The sequence below is a fragment of the Hydrogenophaga taeniospiralis CCUG 15921 genome, assembly GCF_001592305.1.
Taxonomy (GTDB): domain Bacteria; phylum Pseudomonadota; class Gammaproteobacteria; order Burkholderiales; family Burkholderiaceae_C; genus Hydrogenophaga; species Hydrogenophaga taeniospiralis.
Map to the genome: position 1 here is coordinate 402000 of NZ_BCWR01000001.1, position 17179 is coordinate 419178.

Annotated in this window: 14 protein-coding genes; 11 read left to right on the forward strand and 3 right to left on the reverse strand. The window is 67.6% G+C overall.

The features are described from left to right. Nucleotides 1-38 precede the first annotated feature (38 nt). From HTA01S_RS01870 to HTA01S_RS01915, 10 genes are all read left to right on the forward strand, one after another. Nucleotides 39-1076 carry an L-idonate 5-dehydrogenase gene (locus HTA01S_RS01870; RefSeq protein WP_068166854.1) on the forward strand — a complete coding sequence of 346 codons (1038 nt, stop codon included), beginning with the start codon at nt 39-41 and terminating at the stop codon, nt 1074-1076. After that, the gene (locus HTA01S_RS01875; RefSeq protein WP_068166855.1) at nt 1073-2029 is read left to right on the forward strand and encodes a sugar kinase; all 957 of its coding nucleotides are present in this window, start codon (nt 1073-1075) and stop codon (nt 2027-2029) included. The genes HTA01S_RS01870 and HTA01S_RS01875 overlap by 4 nt, the downstream gene beginning before the upstream one ends. Before the next feature lie 3 nt (nt 2030-2032). Continuing rightward, on the forward strand, nt 2033-2542 hold the full coding sequence (locus HTA01S_RS01880; RefSeq protein WP_245637965.1) for a gluconokinase: 510 nt from the start codon (nt 2033-2035) through the stop codon (nt 2540-2542). Nucleotides 2543-2857: 315 nt separating this feature from the next. Beyond that, complete coding sequence (locus HTA01S_RS01885; RefSeq protein ID WP_157571950.1) at nt 2858-4114, forward strand: ABC transporter substrate-binding protein; 1257 nt, start codon at nt 2858-2860, stop codon at nt 4112-4114. 90 nt (nt 4115-4204) lie between these two features. Beyond that, nucleotides 4205-5065 carry a carbohydrate ABC transporter permease gene (locus HTA01S_RS01890; protein ID WP_068166857.1) on the forward strand — a complete coding sequence of 287 codons (861 nt, stop codon included), beginning with the start codon at nt 4205-4207 and terminating at the stop codon, nt 5063-5065. Between the two features lie 10 nt (nt 5066-5075). Further along, a complete protein-coding gene (locus HTA01S_RS01895; protein ID WP_068166858.1) occupies nt 5076-5906 on the forward strand; it encodes a carbohydrate ABC transporter permease in 831 nt (276 codons plus the stop codon). Nucleotides 5907-5926: 20 nt separating this feature from the next. Beyond that, nucleotides 5927-6961, forward strand: coding sequence for an ABC transporter ATP-binding protein (locus HTA01S_RS01900; RefSeq protein WP_068166859.1), 1035 nt, complete (start codon nt 5927-5929; stop codon nt 6959-6961). A gap of 49 nt (nt 6962-7010) precedes the next feature. Continuing rightward, a complete protein-coding gene (dalD, locus tag HTA01S_RS01905) occupies nt 7011-8426 on the forward strand; it encodes a D-arabinitol 4-dehydrogenase (protein WP_068166860.1) in 1416 nt (471 codons plus the stop codon). After that, nucleotides 8423-9211, forward strand: a complete 789-nt coding sequence (locus tag HTA01S_RS01910) for an L-iditol 2-dehydrogenase (RefSeq protein ID WP_068166861.1) — start codon at nt 8423-8425, stop codon at nt 9209-9211. The genes dalD and HTA01S_RS01910 overlap by 4 nt, the downstream gene beginning before the upstream one ends. A gap of 3 nt (nt 9212-9214) precedes the next feature. Next, nucleotides 9215-10150, forward strand: coding sequence for an AraC family transcriptional regulator (locus tag HTA01S_RS01915; protein ID WP_068166862.1), 936 nt, complete (start codon nt 9215-9217; stop codon nt 10148-10150). 170 nt (nt 10151-10320) lie between these two features. On the opposite strand, the gene HTA01S_RS01920 is transcribed toward HTA01S_RS01915, so the two are convergent. Beyond that, a complete protein-coding gene (locus tag HTA01S_RS01920; protein WP_068166863.1) occupies nt 10321-11637 on the reverse strand; it encodes an enoyl ACP reductase FabMG family protein in 1317 nt (438 codons plus the stop codon). 221 nt (nt 11638-11858) lie between these two features. Here HTA01S_RS01920 and HTA01S_RS01925 point away from each other — a divergent pair, with 221 nt between their 5' ends. Beyond that, a complete protein-coding gene (locus HTA01S_RS01925) occupies nt 11859-14192 on the forward strand; it encodes a penicillin-binding protein 1A (protein ID WP_068166864.1) in 2334 nt (777 codons plus the stop codon). Between the two features lie 90 nt (nt 14193-14282). Here the strand turns inward: HTA01S_RS01925 and HTA01S_RS01930 are convergent, their stop codons facing one another. Then, nucleotides 14283-15263 carry an NAD(P)H-dependent flavin oxidoreductase gene (locus HTA01S_RS01930; protein ID WP_068166865.1) on the reverse strand — a complete coding sequence of 327 codons (981 nt, stop codon included), beginning with the start codon at nt 15261-15263 and terminating at the stop codon, nt 14283-14285. A gap of 88 nt (nt 15264-15351) precedes the next feature. Beyond that, nucleotides 15352-17142: an acyl-CoA dehydrogenase gene (locus tag HTA01S_RS01935; protein WP_068166866.1), complete on the reverse strand. Its 1791-nt coding sequence runs from the start codon at nt 17140-17142 to the stop codon at nt 15352-15354. Nucleotides 17143-17179 lie beyond the last annotated feature (37 nt).

A 17179-nucleotide genomic window follows, 5' to 3' on the forward strand; every position in this document is an offset into this window, starting at 1 on the left:
ACCGCCCTCCCCTCTCACCCCCCTACAGCAGACCCCTCATGGAAGCTCTTGTCATTCACTCCCCCCTCGACCTGCGGGTCGAAGATGTCCCCACCCCCGCCGTCGGCCCCGGCCAGGTTCGCGTGCGGGTGCGCGCCGGCGGCATTTGCGGCTCCGATCTGCACTACTACCAGCACGGTGGTTTCGGCGCCATCCGCATCCAGCAGCCCATGGTGCTGGGCCACGAGGTGGCCGGTGTGCTGGACGAGGTGGCGCCCGACGTGAAGCACCTCGCCGTGGGCGCCCGCGTCGCCGTCAACCCCAGCCACGCCTGCGGGCAGTGCCGTTTCTGCCAGCTCGGCCTGCAGAACCACTGCCTGGACATGCGCTACTTCGGCAGCGCCATGCGCATGCCGCACGTGCAGGGCGCGTTCCGCCAGGAACTGGTGATCAACGCCGCCCAGGCCTATCCGCTGGCCGACGGCATCTCCGACGCCGAAGGCTCGATGGCCGAGCCGCTGGCGGTGGCGCTGCACGCGGTGAACCGCGCCGGCCCGCTGCTGGGCCGCAAGGTGCTGATCACGGGCTGTGGCCCCATCGGCGGCATGTTGATCATTGCCGCACGCCGCGCCGGTGCAACCCACATCGTGGCCACCGACGTGGTGCCGCAACCGCTGCGCAAGGCGCTCGCCGTGGGCGCGGACCGGGTCATCAACGTGGCCGAGGCGCCCGGTGAGCTGGCCGAATACGCCGCCGAAAAGGGCCAGTTCGACGTGCTGTTCGAGGCCAGCGGCAACGCCAGCGCGCTGCGCGCTGCGTTCGACGTGGTGCGCCCGCGCGGCCTGATCGTGCAGCTCGGCCTCTCGGGCAGCGAGCTGACGCTGCCGTTCAACACCATCGTGGCCAAGGAGTTCGACGTGCGCGGCGCCTTCCGTTTTCACGAGGAGTTCGGCGTGGCGGTGTCGCTGATCAACCAGCGGCTGGTGGACCTGAAGCCACTGGTGTCGGCCACCCTGCCCTTCCGCGACGCGGGTCGCGCGTTCGCGCTCGCCGCGGACCGTTCGCAGTCGATGAAGGTCGTGCTGAGTTTCGAATGAACACACCGAACCCGGCCCTCGACGTCATCACCATCGGCGAAGCCATGGTGCTGTTCGCGGCGCAGCAGGCGGGCCCGCTGGACGACGCCAGCTCGTTCGCCCGCACCACGGCGGGCGCCGAGCTCAACGTCGCCATCGGCCTGGCCCGCCTGGGCCTGCGTGTGGGCTACCTCACCCGCCTGGGGCAAGACCTGTTTGGCCGCCACATCGCCGCCGTGCTGTCGCGCGAAGGCATTGACCGCCAGCAGGTGGTGATGGACGCCGAGCACCCGACCGGTTTCATGCTCAAGTCGCGCAGCGACGACGGCAGCGACCCGCAGATCCAGTATTTCCGCAAGGGCTCGGCGGCCAGCCACATGCAGGTCGGCGAGCTCTCCAGCGCCTACTGCGCCAGCGCCCGGCACCTGCACCTGACCGGCATCTTTGTAGCCGTCACGCCCTCGACGCGCGAGGTGGTGTTGGAGCTGGCGGCGCGGTCGCGCGCGGCGGGCCTGTCGATCTCGTTCGACCCCAATCTGCGCCCGGCCCTGTGGCGCTCCAAGGACGAGATGGTGGCCAGTCTCAACCAGCTCTCGACCTTCAGCGACTGGGTGCTGCCCGGGCTCGAAGAAGGCCGGCTGCTCACCGGGCGCGACAGCGTGCAGGGCATCGCCGACTTCTACCTGGAGCGTGGCGCACAAGGCGTGGTGGTCAAGCTGGGCCCCGAAGGTGCGTTCTATGCCACCCCGACCGAGCGAGGCCACGTGGCCGGCGTGCCAGTGACCCGGGTGATGGACACGGTGGGCGCCGGCGACGGCTTCGCGGTGGGCGTGATCTCGGGCCTGCTCGAAGGCCTGACCCCGGCCGCCGCCGCCGCACGCGGCAACGCCATCGGCGCCCGCGTGGTGCAGTTCCCGGGCGACGCCGACGGCCTGCCCACGCGCGCCGAACTCGACGCCCTGCGAAAGGCTTGAAGCATGGGCTCATCGATCGTGATCATGGGGGTCTCGGGCTGTGGCAAGTCCAGCCTGGGCGCTGCCGTGGCCCGGGCGGAAGTCCTGCCGCTGATCGAGGGCGACGACCACCACAGCGAACAGAGCCGCAGCAAGATGAGCCAGGGCATCGCCCTCACCGACGAAGACCGGGATGGCTGGCTGACCCTGCTGGGCGAGCAACTGGGGGCCTCACCGAACGGGGCGGTGCTCACCTGCTCGGCGCTCAAACACAAGTACCGCGAGCACCTGCGTGCGGCCTCCCCGGGCCTGCGTTTCGTGTTTCTGGACCTCACGCGGGAGGAAGCACAGGCCCGGGTGTCATCCCGTTCGGCCCACTTTTTCTCGGCCAGCCTGGTGGACAGCCAGTTTGCCGCGCTGGAGTCGCCTGTCGGTGAGCCCGGTGTGCTCCGGGTGGACGCCACGGCACCGCTGGGTGAACTGCAATCCCAGGTCAGCGACTGGCTGAAGACGGTGGCCCTGCCCCAGTCCTGACGGTCGGGTTTGCAGGCAACCGGCCGCTTCGGCGGTGCGGATCGGGTGCGTGCGCGGCGGTTCGGGAATCGTGCCGGCCACCGTCCAGGCCCAATACACAAACTTTGCGCCGCCACCTAGGGTAAATCCCATGCTTTGAATGCAAGAGAGTACACATCCTGCCTCTTTCCGTACAAATCGTGCGAGGCGCGGTGGTGAGAATTCCTCCACGGTCCAGAGATGGCCGTCGAACGAGCATCCACCATCCCCCCAAGGAGACAAACTGTGAAATTCCGCCTCGCCTCCGTTCTCACGGCCGCTCTGCTGAGCGCCGGCATGGCGCACGCCGCCACCGAACTCGTGATCGCGACCGTGAACAACGGCCACATGATCGAGATGCAGAAACTCGGCAAACACTTCGAAGCCGCCAACCCCGACATCAAGCTCAAGTGGGTCACTCTGGAAGAAGGCGTGCTGCGCCAGCGCGTCACCACCGACATCGCCACCAAGGGCGGCCAGTTCGACGTGATGACCATCGGCATGTACGAAACCCCGATCTGGGGCAAGAAGGGCTGGCTGCAGGAGCTCAAGACCGACGCCGCCTACGACGTGGACGACCTGCTGCCCGCCATGCGCAACGGTCTGTCGGTGAGCGGCAAGCTCTACGCCGCGCCGTTCTATGGCGAAAGCTCGATGCTGATGTACCGCAAGGACTTGGCCGACAAGGCCGGCGTGACCGTGCCCGAGCGCCCGACCTGGACCCAGATCGCCGATCTGGCCAAGAAGATCCACGATCCCAAAGCCGGTGTGTACGGCATCTGCCTGCGCGGCAAGCCGGGCTGGGGCGACAACATGGCCTTCCTCTCCACCCTGGTGAACACCTTCGGCGGCCAGTGGTTCGACATGAGCTGGAAACCGCAACTGGAGAGCAAGCCCTGGAAGGACGCGATCACCTTCTACGTGGACCTGCTGAAGAACTACGGCCCGCCCGGCTCCAGCGCCAACAGCTTCAACGAGATCCTGGCGCTGACCAACTCGGGCAAGTGCGGCATGTGGATCGACGCCACCATCGCCGCCTCGTTTGTGAGCGACCCCAAGCAGTCCAAGGTGGCCGACCAGATGGCCTTTGCCCAGGCGCCCACGCAAGTGACGCCCAAGGGCGCGAACTGGCTCTGGGCCTGGTCGCTGGCCATTCCGGCCGGCTCGCAGAAGGTGGACGCGGCGCAGAAGTTCATCAGCTGGGCCACCTCCAAGGACTACATCAACCTGGTGGGCAAGACCAACGGCTGGGGCACCGTGCCCACCGGCACGCGCAAGAGCACCTACGCGAACGCGGACTTCCTGAAGGCCGCGCGCTTTGCGCCGGCGGAGAAGCTCGCCATCGACACCGCGAACCCGAACGATTCGACCCTGCCCAAGAGCCCGTACGTGGGCGTGCAGTTCGCCGCCATCCCGGAGTTCCAGGCGATCGGCATCGCCGTGGGCCAGCAGATGAGCGCCGCCCTCGCCGGCAAGACCACGGTGGACGCCGCGCTCAAGGCCGGCCAGGTGGCGGCCGAGCGGGAGATGAAGAAGGCGGGCTACTACAAGTAAGCCGACAAGCGCGAGGGCTGTTCACACCCTCTCCCGCGTGCGGGAGAGGGTGTTTGACTCCCCTGTTTCCGTTGCCACCAGGGCCTCTCCATGAACCGCCTGCTCCCCCGACTGCTGCTTACGCCCGCCGTGGCCACGCTCTTCCTCTGGATGATCGTGCCGCTGGTGATGACGATCTACTTCAGCGTCATCCGCTTCAACCTGATGCAGCCCGACCAGACCGGCTTCATCGGCCTGGAGAACTTCGAATACTTCGTCACCGACCCGTCCTTCGGCACGGCGGTGATGAACACCCTGCTGCTGCTCGGCAGCGTGATTCTGATCACCGTGGTCGTCGGCATCGCCATTGCCTTGCTGATCAACGAGCCCTTTGCCGGCCGCGGCTTGGTGCGCGTGCTGCTCATCTCCCCGTTCTTCGTCATGCCCACGGTCAACGCGCTGATGTGGAAGAACATGATGATGAACCCCATCTACGGCGTGCTGGCCCAGGTCTGGGCCTTCTTTGGCGCCACCCCGGTGGACTGGCTGACCGACCACCCGCTGTTCTCCATCATCGTGATGGTGTCGTGGCAATGGCTGCCCTTCGCCACGCTGATCTTCATGACCGCGCTGCAGAGCATGAACCGCGAGCAGCTCGAAGCCGCGCGCATGGACGGCGCCACCTACGGCCAGCAACTGCGCTACCTCTACATCCCGCACCTCGGCCGCTCGGTGGCCGTGGTGGTGATGATCGAAATGATCTTTTTGCTCAGCGTGTTCGCCGAGATCTACACCACCACCGGCGGCGGCCCGGGCGACGCCAGCACCAACGTGGCCTTTCTGATCTTCAAGCAGGCGCTCTTGAACTTCGACGCCGGTGTGGCCTCGGCCGGCGCGCTGTTCGCCGTCGTGCTGGCCAACATCGCCGCCATCTTCCTGATCCGCATGGTCGGCAAGAACCTCGATAAATAAGGCCCACCCCATGGCACGCCAATCCACCTACACCCCCGCCTACGCGGTGCGCACCGTGGCCGCCTGGGCCGTGGCCCTGCTGCTGTTCTTCCCGCTGGGCTGGTTGCTGCTGACCGCGTTCAAGACCGAGCTGCAGGCCATCGCCATTCCGCCCGAGCTGTTCTTCAGCCCCACGCTGGAGAACTTCCACGAGGTGCAGGAGCGCAGCGACTACCTGCACTACGCCTGGAACTCGGTGGTCACCAGCGTGGTGTCCACCCTGCTCGGGCTGGCCATCGCTGCGCCCGCGGCCTACGCCATGGCCTTCTTCAAGGGCCGGCACGACAAGGACATCCTCATGTGGATGCTGTCGACCAAGATGATGCCCGCCGTGGGTGCGCTGGTGCCCATCTACGTGCTGGCGCAGAAGAGCCACCTGCTCGACACGCAGCTCGCGCTGATCATCGTGTTCACGCTGTCCAACCTGCCCATCATGGTGTGGATGCTGTATTCGGCCTTCAAGGAAATTCCGAACGAAATCCTGGAAGCCGCTCGCATGGACGGCGCCACTCTCTGGCAGGAGGCCACCAAGGTGCTGCTGCCGCTGTCGCTCGGCGGCTTCGCGTCCACCGGTCTGCTGTGTCTGGTGCTCTCGTGGAACGAAGCCTTCTGGAGCCTGAACCTCAGCTCGGCCCAGGCCGGCACGCTCGCCACCCTGATCGCCAGCTACTCCAGCCCCGAAGGCCTGTTTTGGGCCAAGCTCTCCGCCGCCTCGCTCATGGCCATTGCGCCCATCGTGGTGTTTGGCTGGTTCAGCCAGAAACAACTCGTTCAGGGCCTCACGTTTGGCGCTGTGAAGTGACTCTCCAAAGGACAAGAAACATGGCCTACCTGCAACTCAAAGGCATCGAAAAATTCTTCGGTGAACACCGCGCCATCAAGGGCATCGATCTGGACATCCAGCCGGGCGAGTTCATCGTCTTCGTCGGGCCTTCGGGCTGCGGCAAGTCCACGCTGCTGCGGCTGATCGCAGGGCTGGAGCACATCGACGGCGGCACGCTCAGCCTCGAAGGCCGCGACATCACGCACCTGCCGTCGAGCAAGCGCGATCTCGCCATGGTGTTCCAGAGCTACGCGCTCTACCCGCACATGAGCGTGTTCGAGAACATGAGCTTCGCGCTCAAGCTCGCCAAGGTGGACCCCAAGGTCATCGCCGAGAAGGTGAATCGCGCGGCCGACATCCTGAACCTCACGCCCTACCTGCAGCGCACGCCCAAGGAGCTTTCGGGCGGCCAGCGCCAGCGTGTCGCCATCGGCCGCGCCATCGTGCGCGCGCCCAAGGTATTTCTGTTTGACGAGCCGCTGTCCAATCTCGACGCGGCCCTGCGCGGCCAGACCCGGGTGGAGATCGCCAAGCTGCACCGCGACCTGGGCGCCACCACCATCTACGTGACGCACGACCAGGTGGAAGCCATGACGCTGGCCGACCGCGTGGTGGTGCTGCGCGACGGCGTCATCGAACAGGTGGGCACGCCGCTGGAGCTGTACGACAAGCCGGCCAACCAGTTCGTGGCGCAGTTCATCGGCACGCCGCAGATGAACGTGGTGCCCAGTGCGCAACTGCCCGCCGCCGCGATGCCGCTGGTGCCGCCCGCGGCCCAGGGCGGCTCGATCGGCCTGCGCCCGGAAACGGTGGTGGTGCGGCAGGACGATCAAGGCCTGGTGCGGGGCCGGGTCGATCTGGTGGAGGCACTCGGCGCCGAGACGCTGATCTACGTACACACCACCGAAGGTGCGCAGCTGGTGGCACGCCAGAGCGAGCGCACCCACCTGAGCCCCGGCGACGCCGTGACGCTGGACCTGGCGACCGGCCAGGCCCACTGGTTCGACAGCAGCGGCCGCGTGGTCACCGCCTGAGCCACCACCCCTTTTCCCGACCCCACACCCGCGCCTTCCCATCGCCACCATGAGCACGCCTTCTTCTTCCGCCGAGCTGACCATCCTGCACCTGGGGTTGGGCTCGTTCCACCGCGCCCACCAGGCGCTCTACCTGCACCGCTTGCACCAGCTGGGCGACGCCCGCTGGGTGATCGCGGCCGGCAACCTGCGGCCCGACATGCCCGAGACCATGGCCGCGCTGCAGGCCCAGGGCGGCGCCTACACGCTGGAGACCGTCACGCCGCAGGGCGAGCGCCGCTACACGCGCATCGAATCGATCCGCCGCGTGCTGCCCTACCAGGCCGATCTGGCGCCGCTGATCGCCCTGGCCGCAGCACCGGCCACGCGCATCATCTCCTTCACCGTCACCGAGGCCGGCTACTACCTCGACGCGAACGACCGCCTCGACTGGCCCGGCTTCCCCGACTTGCGCGCCGATCTCGCCGCGGTACGCGCCGGCCAGGCCGGCCACACGCTCTACGGCGCGCTCGCCACCCTGCTGCGCGCGCGCATGCGGCAGCACAGCGGCCCCGTCACCCTGCTCAACTGCGACAACCTGCGCCACAACGGCGAGCGCTCGCGCAGCGGCCTGCTGCAGTTCATCGAAGCCCTGGGCGACACCGCGCTGGCCGACTGGGTGCGCACCCACACCACCAGCCCCAACGCGATGGTCGACCGCATCACCCCGCGCCCCACGCCCGACGTGGCCGAGCGCGTGCGGGCCGCCACTGGCTGGGACGACCGCGCCCCGGTCATGGGCGAGAGCTTCATCCAGTGGGTGATCGAAGACCACTTCATCGCCGGCCGGCCCGACTGGGCGCGCGTGGGCGTGGAACTGGTGGACTCGGTGCTGCCCTACGAGGAAGCCAAGATCCGCCTGCTCAACGCCACCCACAGCTGCATCGCCTGGGCCGGCACGCTGGCGGGCTACCGCCACATCCACGAGGGCACGCACGACCCGGTCATCCGGAAGATGGCGCACGACTACGTGACCGACGACGCGATCCCGGTCCTGCTGCCCAGCCCCATCGATCTGGAAGCCTACCGCGACGTGGTGCTCGACCGCTTCGGCAACCCCGCCATCCAGGACACCAACCAGCGCGTGGCCATGGACGGTTTCGCCAAGATCCCCGGCATGATCGCGCCCACCATCCGCGACAGGCTCGCGCGCGGCGAGAGCATCGCCAGCGTGGCCCTGCTGCCCGCCCTCTTCCTGGCCTGCCTGCAGCGCTGGCACCAGGGCACGCTGCCCTACGCCTACCAGGACCAGGCCATGGACCCGACCGCGGCCCACGCCATCTGCGACGCCGCCGACCCGGTGGCCGCCTTCACCGCCGACCCCACGCTCTGGGGCGAACTGGCCAGCGATCCCCGCCTCGTCAGTGCCCTGCGCGATGCCTTCTCGCGCGTTCAATCCTTCATTTCGGACCACCAGACACCATGAGCCTTCGACTGACCCACAAACACGCCCTGCTCACCGGCGCCGCGGGCGGCATCGGCCTGGCCGTGGCCACCGCCTACCTGCAACAGGGCGCGCGCTGCACCGTGGCCGACATCGGCAAGACCGCGTCGGCCGAACTCACCCGGCTGCTCCAGGCCTACCCCGACAGCCTGCAGTACCTGCCCACCGACGTGACCCGGCCCGAACAGGTGGACGCGCTGATCCACGCGGCCAGCGCGCGCTTCGGCGCCATCACCACGCTGTTCAACAACGCCGCCATCTTCGACATGGCCCCGCTGCTGGAAAGCGATGAAGCCATGTACGACCGGATCTTCGCGGTCAACGTCAAGGGCGCGTTCTTCGTCATGCAGAAGGTGCTGGCCCACATGGTGGCCAGCCAGGTGCAGGGCGGTGCGGTGATCAACATGGCCTCGCAGGCCGGTCGTCGCGGCGAGGCGCTGGTGTCGCACTACTGCGCGAGCAAGGCCGCCATCATCAGCTACACCCAGAGCGCCGCGCTCGCCATGGCGCCGCACCGGATTCGCGTCAACGGCATCGCCCCCGGCGTGATCGCCACGCCCATGTGGAAAGACGTGGACGCGCTGTTCGCCAAGTACGAGAACCTGCCGATTGGCGAGAAGAAAAGGCGCGTCGGCGAAGCCGTGCCCCTGGGCCACATGGGCGACCCCACTGACCTCTGCGGCGCCGCGGTTTTCCTCGCCAGCGACGAGGCTTCGTACATCACGGCGCAAACGCTGAATGTGGACGGTGGTAACGTCATGAACTGAAGCATGACCGCCAAGACGCACGCCACCCCGCGCCAGCTCAGGCCCGAGCTGGAACACGAGTACGCGCGCTCGCCCGACCTGGGCTACGAGTCGCCGACCGAGGTGGGTTTCGTGCGCTGCCTCGCGCACGGCTTCCCCACCCCGCTGGCGCGCTGGCACTACCACGACGAATACGAGCTGCACCTGATCACCGCCACCAGCGGCAAGGTCTTCGTGGGCGACTGGATCGGGCCGTTCCAGCCCGGCCAGTTGGTGCTCACCGGGCCGCGCCTGCCGCACAACTGGGTCAGCATGGACCTGCCCCAGGGCGGTGTGCCGCTGCGTGATCTGGTGATCCAGTTTTCGCACGAGCCGCTGGTGCGCGCCAGCGACACCATCCCCGAGCTGGCCGAGGTGCTGCCGCTGCTGGAGCGCGCCAAACACGGCATCGAATTCTTCGGCCTGTCCGACGCCGCCGAGGCCCACTGGCACAAGGTGAAAGCCACGCGTGGCCTGCGCCGTTTCACCGCGTTCTGCGACTTCATGTGCGATCTCGCGGCCTGCACCGACTACCGGCTGCTCTCGGCCGTGCAGCTGCAGAGCACCGACGACGACGCCTCGCTGGACCAGATCGACGCCGTGGTCAGCCGCATCACCGAGCACCTGGCCGACGAACACTCGGCCGCCGCGCTGGCCGCCGCGCTTGGCATGAGCGAGAGCCGCTTCAGCCGCTTTTTCCGCCGCGCCACCGGCAACACCTTCACCGATTTCGTCAACCGTGTGCGCATCAGCCGCGCCTGCCAGCTGCTGATGGACAGCGAGCAACAGGTCACCCACATCTGCTACGAAGTGGGCTTCAACAACGTGGCCAACTTCAACCGCCGCTTCCTTGAAATCAAGGGCATGACGCCGAGCGAGTTCCGCAAGCAGTCGCTCACCCGGTTTCGCGGAGCGGTTTGAGCCCCCCCGCAGCGCTTCGCGCTACCCCCCAGGGGGCGGCACTGGCCGTCCGGCAAAGCCGGCCCGGCGGTGCCCTGGGTTGGGCCTCTTCTTGCGTTGCGGGTAGCGCTCCGGTGCCGTTGAAGCTGATACCGTGATACGGGCGTTCTTGAAAGGAACGCCGATACGACTCAGCCGTGCGCCTGGTTGAGCTGGCGGGCGATGATGTCGTGGTTGAGCCAGAGCACCGGGCCGCTGGGGGCCGAGCACTCGCGGAACATCAGGGCGCCGGAGGCTTCGATCACCAGGGCGCTGAGCAAGTCGGTGATGAGCGCGCCGCGCTCCTTGTGCATGGCCACGATGTCGTCGGAGGCGCCGATCATCAGGTCGGCCAGGCCCTGGCTGTTGGGCATGGGCCAGGCGGCGAAGTTGCCGTAGCCCTTCATCACGTCGGTGGCGTAGAAGTCGGCGATCCTCTGCATCACCGTGTCGAGCGCGCCGGCCTCGCTCAGCAGCTCGCGGCAGGCCTGCCACTGGGCTTCGGCCCAGGCGCCGCCGTTTTCCCGCTTGAGCGCGCGCAGCAGCGAGAACAGCGGCAGTTCGACGCCGACGAAGATGTCCGACGAGTTGGTGCGGATCTCGGGGCAGTTGTAGACCGTGGCGCGAATGCCCTGCTCCCACGCGGCCTGGGCGATGCGCTCCAGCCGCATCTTGGCGTAGCCCTGGGTGTAGTTGCTGTAGGTCTGCCACTGGTACTCGTCGCCGATGAGGATGCTGGTGCCGTGGTAGCCGTAGGCGCTGTAGCAGACCTGGCCGCCGCTGCGCTCGGCGCGCTCCCGGATGGCCGCGCTGGCTTCGATGAGGTGGCCGAAGGTGTTGGCCGAGACTTCGTCGAAGTTCTGCAGGATGAGCTTGCCCAGGTCGCTGTCGAGCAGCACCTGCGAGGACTGGTGGCGATCGCCCCGGCCCTTGTAGACGCGGTTGGCGATGGCGAGGAAGACCTTGGCCTTGGGGATGCCGCCGGCCATGGTGTGGGCAAAAAACACGTTGCGGCCGTCGGGAATCATGCCGTCGAGCGTGGCCATGACCTGGGCCAGCGAGGTCTTGAAGCGCGCCACGCCGATCTCGCGGCATGTCGCGATGTGGTCCCAGTCGAGCTTGTCTTCGGTCCAGGTCTTGAGCGTGAGCTTGCCCAGCATTTCCGTGGGCGTGGGGGTGCCGGCGGGGGCGTCCATGTCAAAACCGGCCATGAGCGGCACGTTGATGATCTTGCCGCCCAGGTTGGCTTCGCCCGCGGCGAGTTCCTCGTCGGTCAGCGGGCGCAGCGTGCCGTCGGCTTCGCGGCGGCCCACGGTGATGCCGATGATGCTCATGCCCGCCTGGCGCGCTTCGTTGACCAGGCCGTTGGCGTAGCCGCGGCCGAACAGTTCACCAAACAGCACGAACACGTCGCCTGCGCGAAAGATGTTTTTCTGGGGAAGTTGAGTCAGGGCGATAGGACCGTTCATGTCGATTCTGTGGGTGTGTGAAAAGGGAGCTCCGCGGCCGCAGCCGGGTCGGTCACGGCAGTTTGGGGCCGCCAAGGCTACCCCCAAAAATGCGGACCGTTTGAGGGGCGTACTCTACCGGAGAGCGGGCCAGGGCTCTCCGGCACGACAATCACGCCCGGTTACCGGAAATTTCGGCCGCTCCTTATTCGCTTCACACACATCCCGGACAATTGCGTCCCATGTTCCAGTTCTTCCCGCACCGCACATGGCTTGCCCTGGCGCTGCTGCCCACCGCGCTCGCCCTGCCCCCCGCAGCGGCGTCCACCTTCGAGCTGCCGCCCCTGGACCGCATCGTCCACTACACGCCCAAGCTGCCGCTGCAGGTGTTCACCGCCGACGGCGTGGAGATCGCACAGTTCGGCGCCGAGCGGCGCGAATACGTGCCGCTGGCGCAAACGCCCAAGCTGCTGCAGGACGCGGTGCTGGCCGTGGAAGACGCGCGCTTTCGCGAACACGCCGGAGTGGACCCCAAAGGCATGGCGCGCGCGCTGGTGGCCGCGCTCACCGGCGGACGCCGGCAGGGGGCGTCCACCATCACGCAGCAGCTGGTGCGCACCATGCTGCTCACCCGCGAGTTCACCGCCGAGCGCAAAACCAAAGAAATCGTGCTCGCGCTCAAGCTGGAGCAGGCCATCTCCAAGGACCGCATCCTGGAGATCTACCTCAACGAAATCTTCCTGGGCCAGCGGGCCTACGGCTTTGCCGCGGCAGCGCAGACCTATTTCGGCAAGCCCATGGACCAGCTCTCGCTGGCCGAGACCGCCATGCTCGCCGGCCTGCCGCAGAACCCTTACTACGCCAACCCGGTGAGCAACTTCGAGCGCGCGGTCAAGCGCCAGCGCGTGGTGCTCTCGCGCATGCGCACCGTGGGCGTGATTACCGACGAGCAACTGGCCGCCGCCCGTGCCGAAAAGCTCGTGCTGCGCCCGCAAGGCCTGCGCAGCGTGCACGCCGGGCACGTGGCCGAGATGGCGCGCCGCGTGGTGGTGGAACGGTTCGGCACCGAGGCTTATTCCCGCGGCATCCGCGTCACCACCTCGCTGCGCGCGGCCGACCAGCGCGCAGCGCACGAAGCGGTGCAGCGCGGCGTGCTGGCCTTCGACCGCCGTGGCGCCTGGCGCGGCCCGGAAGACCACGAAACCCTGCCCGATGACAACGACGGTCCCGAACTGGAGCGCGCGGCCGCGCAAGCGCTGAAAGACCACCCCGACGACGAGACGCTGCGCGTGGGCGTGGTGCTGGCGGCCAGTCCCAAGCTGCTGAAGGTGCAACTCGCCAGCGGCGAGCGCATCAGCCTGCGGGGCGACGGCCTGCGCTGGGCGCAGGCGGGGCTCGCGCCCAAGGCCCAGGCACCGCTGAAGCTGGAGCGCGGTTCCATCGTGCGGGTAGTGAGCACGGGCAACGGCAAAGGCAAGACCGAGCCCACCTGGGCGATCTCGCAGTGGCCCGAAGCCGAGGCCGCCCTGGTGGCGCTGGACACCCACACCGGCCGCGTGCGGGCGCTCGTCGGAGGCTTCGATTTCACTCGCCAGCCCTTCAACCACGTGACGCAGGGCTGGCGCCAGCCCGGCTCGGCCTTCAAGCCGCTGCTGTATTCGGCCGCGCTGGAAGAGCGCGTGATGCCCGCCACCCTGGTGGACGACACGCCCTACACCGCGGCCAACGGCTGGAGCCCGGACAACAGCAGCGGTCAACACGCCGGCCCGATCACCCTGCGCGAGGCGCTGACGAAGTCGAGCAACCTGGCGAGCGTGCGGGTGCTGCAGCACGTGGGCACGCAGCGCGCGCGCGAATGGGTCACCCGATTCGGCCTGGAGGCCCAGCGCCAGCCCGACAACCTCACGCTGGCACTGGGCACCGGCAGTGCCACGCCACTGCAGATGGCGCGGGCCTACGCCACGCTGGCCAACGGCGGCTGGCGCGTGGCGCCGGTGGTGGTGGAAAAAATCACCGACGCCCAGGGCAAGGTGCTGTTCGAGGCACCGCCACCGAAGCCCCTGACCGATGACAACCGCGCCATTCCCGCGCGCAACGCCTTCGTGATGAACAGCCTGCTCAACGACGTGGCCCGTGTGGGCACCGGGGCCCGGGCCCAGGCCACGCTCAAACGCGCCGACATCTTCGGCAAGACCGGCACCACCAACGACGCGGTGGACGCCTGGTTCGTCGGCCACCAGCCCACGCTGGCCACGGCAGTCTGGATGGGCTTCGACAACCCACGCAGCCTGGGCGAGCGCGAATCGGGCGGGCGGCTGGCCCTGCCGATCTGGGTCGACTACATGGCCGCAGCCCTCAAGGATGTGCCCGAGGCCCCCCCTGTCGAGCCGCCCCCTGGGCTGGCGTACGCGGGCAACGACTGGCTCTACAGCGAGTGGCTGGGCGGCCACTGGGTCAGCAGCATTTCCGACACCGGCGGCACGCAGTACGCCGCGCCCCCACTCCCCCCGGCCGCCCCGGAACCGGACCGACCCAAGAGCCTGTTCGAGTTGCTGCAGGGCGCGATCACGCCCTGAGCCGGAAAACCGCACGGCCAGGAACGCACGCAGCGCGCACAAAAAAACCGGCCGAGGCCGGTTTTTTTGTTTGTCAGTGCCGCAACGGGTTCAACCCATGCAGATGCGCGCCTTGGCCTCGGCGTATTCGCGCTTGAAGCGCGCCACCAGATCGGCCGCCGGCATCACCTCGCGGATCGCGCCAATGCCCTGGCCGCAACCCCAGATGTCTTTCCAGGCCTTGGCCGCGTTGGCGCCTTCGCCGGTGGAGAAGTTCATCTTGCTCGGGTCGCTCTCGGGCAGGTGGTCCGGGTCCATGCCGGCGTTGCGGATGCTGCCCTTCAAGTAGTTGCCGTGGATGCCGGTGTAGAAGTTGCTGTAGACGATGTCGTCCGAGTTGCTCTCGGTGATCATCTGCTTGTAGCCGTCCACGGCGCGCGCTTCATCGGTGGCGATGAAGGCCGAACCGATGTAGGCGAAGTCGGCGCCCATGGCCTGCGCGGCCAGGATCGCGCCGCCCGAGGCGATGGAGCCCGACAGCGCCACCGGGCCGTCGAACCAGTCGCGGATCTCCTGCACCATGGCAAACGGGCTCTTCACGCTGGCGTGGCCGCCGGCACCGGCCGCCACGGGAATCAGGCCGTCGGCGCCCTTCTCAATCGCCTTGTGCGCGAACACGTTGTTGATCACGTCGTGCAGCACCACGCCGCCCCAGCTGTGCACGGCCTGGTTCACGTCTTCGCGCGCGCCCAGGCTGGTGATGATGATCGGCACCTTGTACTTGGCGCACAGGCCCATGTCGTGCTCCAGCCGGTCGTTGCTCTTGTGCACGATCTGGTTGATGGCAAAGGGTGCGGCCTTGTTGTCCGGGTTGGCGGCGTCGTGCGCGGCCAGGGCCTCGGTGATTTCGGCCAGCCAGTCTTCCAGCTGCGCAGCGGGGCGCGCGTTGAGCGCGGGCATGGAACCCACCACGCCGGCCTTGCACTGGGCGATGACGAGCTTGGGGTTGCTGATGATGAACAGCGGCGAGCCGATCACCGGGAACTTGATGTTCTTCAGCACCGGGGGCAGGTAGCGTTGGCGGGTGGTCATGGTGTCTCCGTGGTCAATCAATAAACTGGCTGGATTCTGGGTCAGCCAGCGTGGGCACCCTGTCGCCGCAGCAACAGGGTCAGCGGTTTCAAAAGGCGTCGATGGCCATGGCCGTGACCGCGTCGGCACCTTCGCAGATGCTGTCGCGCAGGCCCGGTGCACGGCTCAGGATGTGGTCGGCGTAGAAGCGCGCGGTGGTGATCTTGGCCTGCATGAACGCCGCGTCGGTGCCGGCGGCCAGCTGGTCTTCGGCCACCAGCAGCGCGCGCGCCAGCTGCCAGCCCGCCACCACGTTGCCCGCGAGCATCAGGTAGGGCACGCTGCCGGCGAAGGCGGCGTTGGGGTTGCTGCGGGTGTTGGCGGCGATGAACTCGACCACGTCCACAAAGGCCTGACGCGCGGCCGTGAGGCGCTTGGCCACGGCCAGCGCGTTCGCGCTGCCGCGCTGCATCAGCTCGGCCTCGGTCTTTTCAATCTGTGCAGCGATGGCTTTGGCCACCGTGCCACCATCGCGCGCCGTCTTGCGACCCACGAGGTCGTTGGCCTGGATCGCGGTCGTGCCTTCGTAGATGGTGAGGATCTTGGCGTCGCGGTAGTACTGCGCGGCACCGGTTTCTTCGATGAAGCCCATGCCGCCGTGCACCTGCACGCCCAGCGAGGTCACTTCCAGGCTCATCTCGGTGCTGTAGCCCTTGACCAGCGGCACCAGGTATTCGTAGAAGGCGGCGTTGTCCTTGCGGGTGCCGGCGTCCGGGTGGTGGTGCGCCGCGTCGTAGGCAGCCGCGGCCACGCTGGCCATGGCGCGGCAGCCTTCGGTGCTGGCGCGCATGGTCATGAGCATGCGCTTCACGTCGGGGTGGTGGATGATGGGCGCGGCGGCACTGAGCGAGCCGTCGACCGGGCGGCTCTGCACGCGGTCTTTCGCGTAACCCACGGCCTTCTGGTAGGCCCGCTCGGCAATCGCGATGCCCTGCACGCCCACGGCGTAACGCGCGGCGTTCATCATGATGAACATGTATTCGAGGCCACGGTTTTCCTGGCCCACGAGGTAACCCACGGCGCCACCATGGTCGCCATACTGCAGCACGGCGGTGGGCGAAGCTTTGATGCCCATCTTGTGTTCGATGCTCACGCAATGCACGTCGTTGCGAGCACCCAGCGAGCCGTCGGCGTTCACCATGAACTTCGGCACCACGAACAGGCTGATGCCTTTCACGCCTTCGGGCGCGCCCGTCACGCGGGCCAGCACGAGGTGCACGATGTTCTGTGCCATGTCGTGCTCACCGTAGGTGATGAAGATCTTGGTGCCGAACACCTTGTAGCTGCCGTCGGGCTGCGGCTCGGCGCGGCTGCGCACGGCGGCCAGATCGCTGCCGGCCTGCGGCTCGGTCAGGTTCATGGTGCCGGTCCACTCGCCGCTGACCAGCTTTTCCAGATAGATGGCTTTGAGCTCGTCGCTGCCGGCGGTGATCAGCGCTTCGATGGCGCCGTCGGTCAGCAGCGGGCACAGCGCGAAGCTCATGTTGGCGCTGTTGAGCATCTCGGTGCAGGCCGAGCCGATGGTCTTGGGCAGGCCCTGGCCGCCGAAGTCCACCGGGTGCTGCAGGCCTTGCCAGCCGCCTTCGGCGTACTGCCGGAAGGCGTCCTTGAACCCAGGCGTGGTGGTGACCTGGCCGTCCTTGAAGAACGACGGATTCTTGTCGCCCTCGAAGTTCAGCGGCGCGATCACACCTTCGTTGAGCTTGGCGCACTCCTCCAGCACGGCTTGCGCCGTTTCCAGCCCGGCGTCTTCAAAACCGGGCAGCTGCGCCACTTGGTCGATGCGGGCCAGGTGCTGAATGTTGAACAGCATGTCTTTGAGGGGTGCGGTGTAGCTCATGGGGTCTCCAGAAATCAGATCCACCCCCGCGCCGCTG

Excerpts from the sequence above, each read along its gene's own strand:
- HTA01S_RS01895 (WP_068166858.1), top strand. The coding sequence starts at position 5,076 with ATGGCACGCCAATCCACCTACACCCCCGCCTACGCGGTGCGCACCGTG.
- HTA01S_RS01930 (WP_068166865.1), bottom strand. The coding sequence starts at position 15,263 with ATGACCACCCGCCAACGCTACCTGCCCCCGGTGCTGAAGAACATCAAG.
- HTA01S_RS01880 (WP_245637965.1), top strand. The coding sequence starts at position 2,033 with ATGGGCTCATCGATCGTGATCATGGGGGTCTCGGGCTGTGGCAAGTCC.
- HTA01S_RS01915 (WP_068166862.1), top strand. The coding sequence starts at position 9,215 with ATGACCGCCAAGACGCACGCCACCCCGCGCCAGCTCAGGCCCGAGCTG.
- HTA01S_RS01890 (WP_068166857.1), top strand. The coding sequence starts at position 4,205 with ATGAACCGCCTGCTCCCCCGACTGCTGCTTACGCCCGCCGTGGCCACG.
- HTA01S_RS01925 (WP_068166864.1), top strand. The coding sequence starts at position 11,859 with ATGTTCCAGTTCTTCCCGCACCGCACATGGCTTGCCCTGGCGCTGCTG.
- HTA01S_RS01885 (WP_157571950.1), top strand. The coding sequence starts at position 2,858 with ATGGCGCACGCCGCCACCGAACTCGTGATCGCGACCGTGAACAACGGC.
- HTA01S_RS01900 (WP_068166859.1), top strand. The coding sequence starts at position 5,927 with ATGGCCTACCTGCAACTCAAAGGCATCGAAAAATTCTTCGGTGAACAC.
- HTA01S_RS01920 (WP_068166863.1), bottom strand. The coding sequence starts at position 11,637 with ATGAACGGTCCTATCGCCCTGACTCAACTTCCCCAGAAAAACATCTTT.
- HTA01S_RS01935 (WP_068166866.1), bottom strand. The coding sequence starts at position 17,142 with ATGAGCTACACCGCACCCCTCAAAGACATGCTGTTCAACATTCAGCAC.
- dalD (WP_068166860.1), top strand. The coding sequence starts at position 7,011 with ATGAGCACGCCTTCTTCTTCCGCCGAGCTGACCATCCTGCACCTGGGG.
- HTA01S_RS01910 (WP_068166861.1), top strand. The coding sequence starts at position 8,423 with ATGAGCCTTCGACTGACCCACAAACACGCCCTGCTCACCGGCGCCGCG.
- HTA01S_RS01870 (WP_068166854.1), top strand. The coding sequence starts at position 39 with ATGGAAGCTCTTGTCATTCACTCCCCCCTCGACCTGCGGGTCGAAGAT.
- HTA01S_RS01875 (WP_068166855.1), top strand. The coding sequence starts at position 1,073 with ATGAACACACCGAACCCGGCCCTCGACGTCATCACCATCGGCGAAGCC.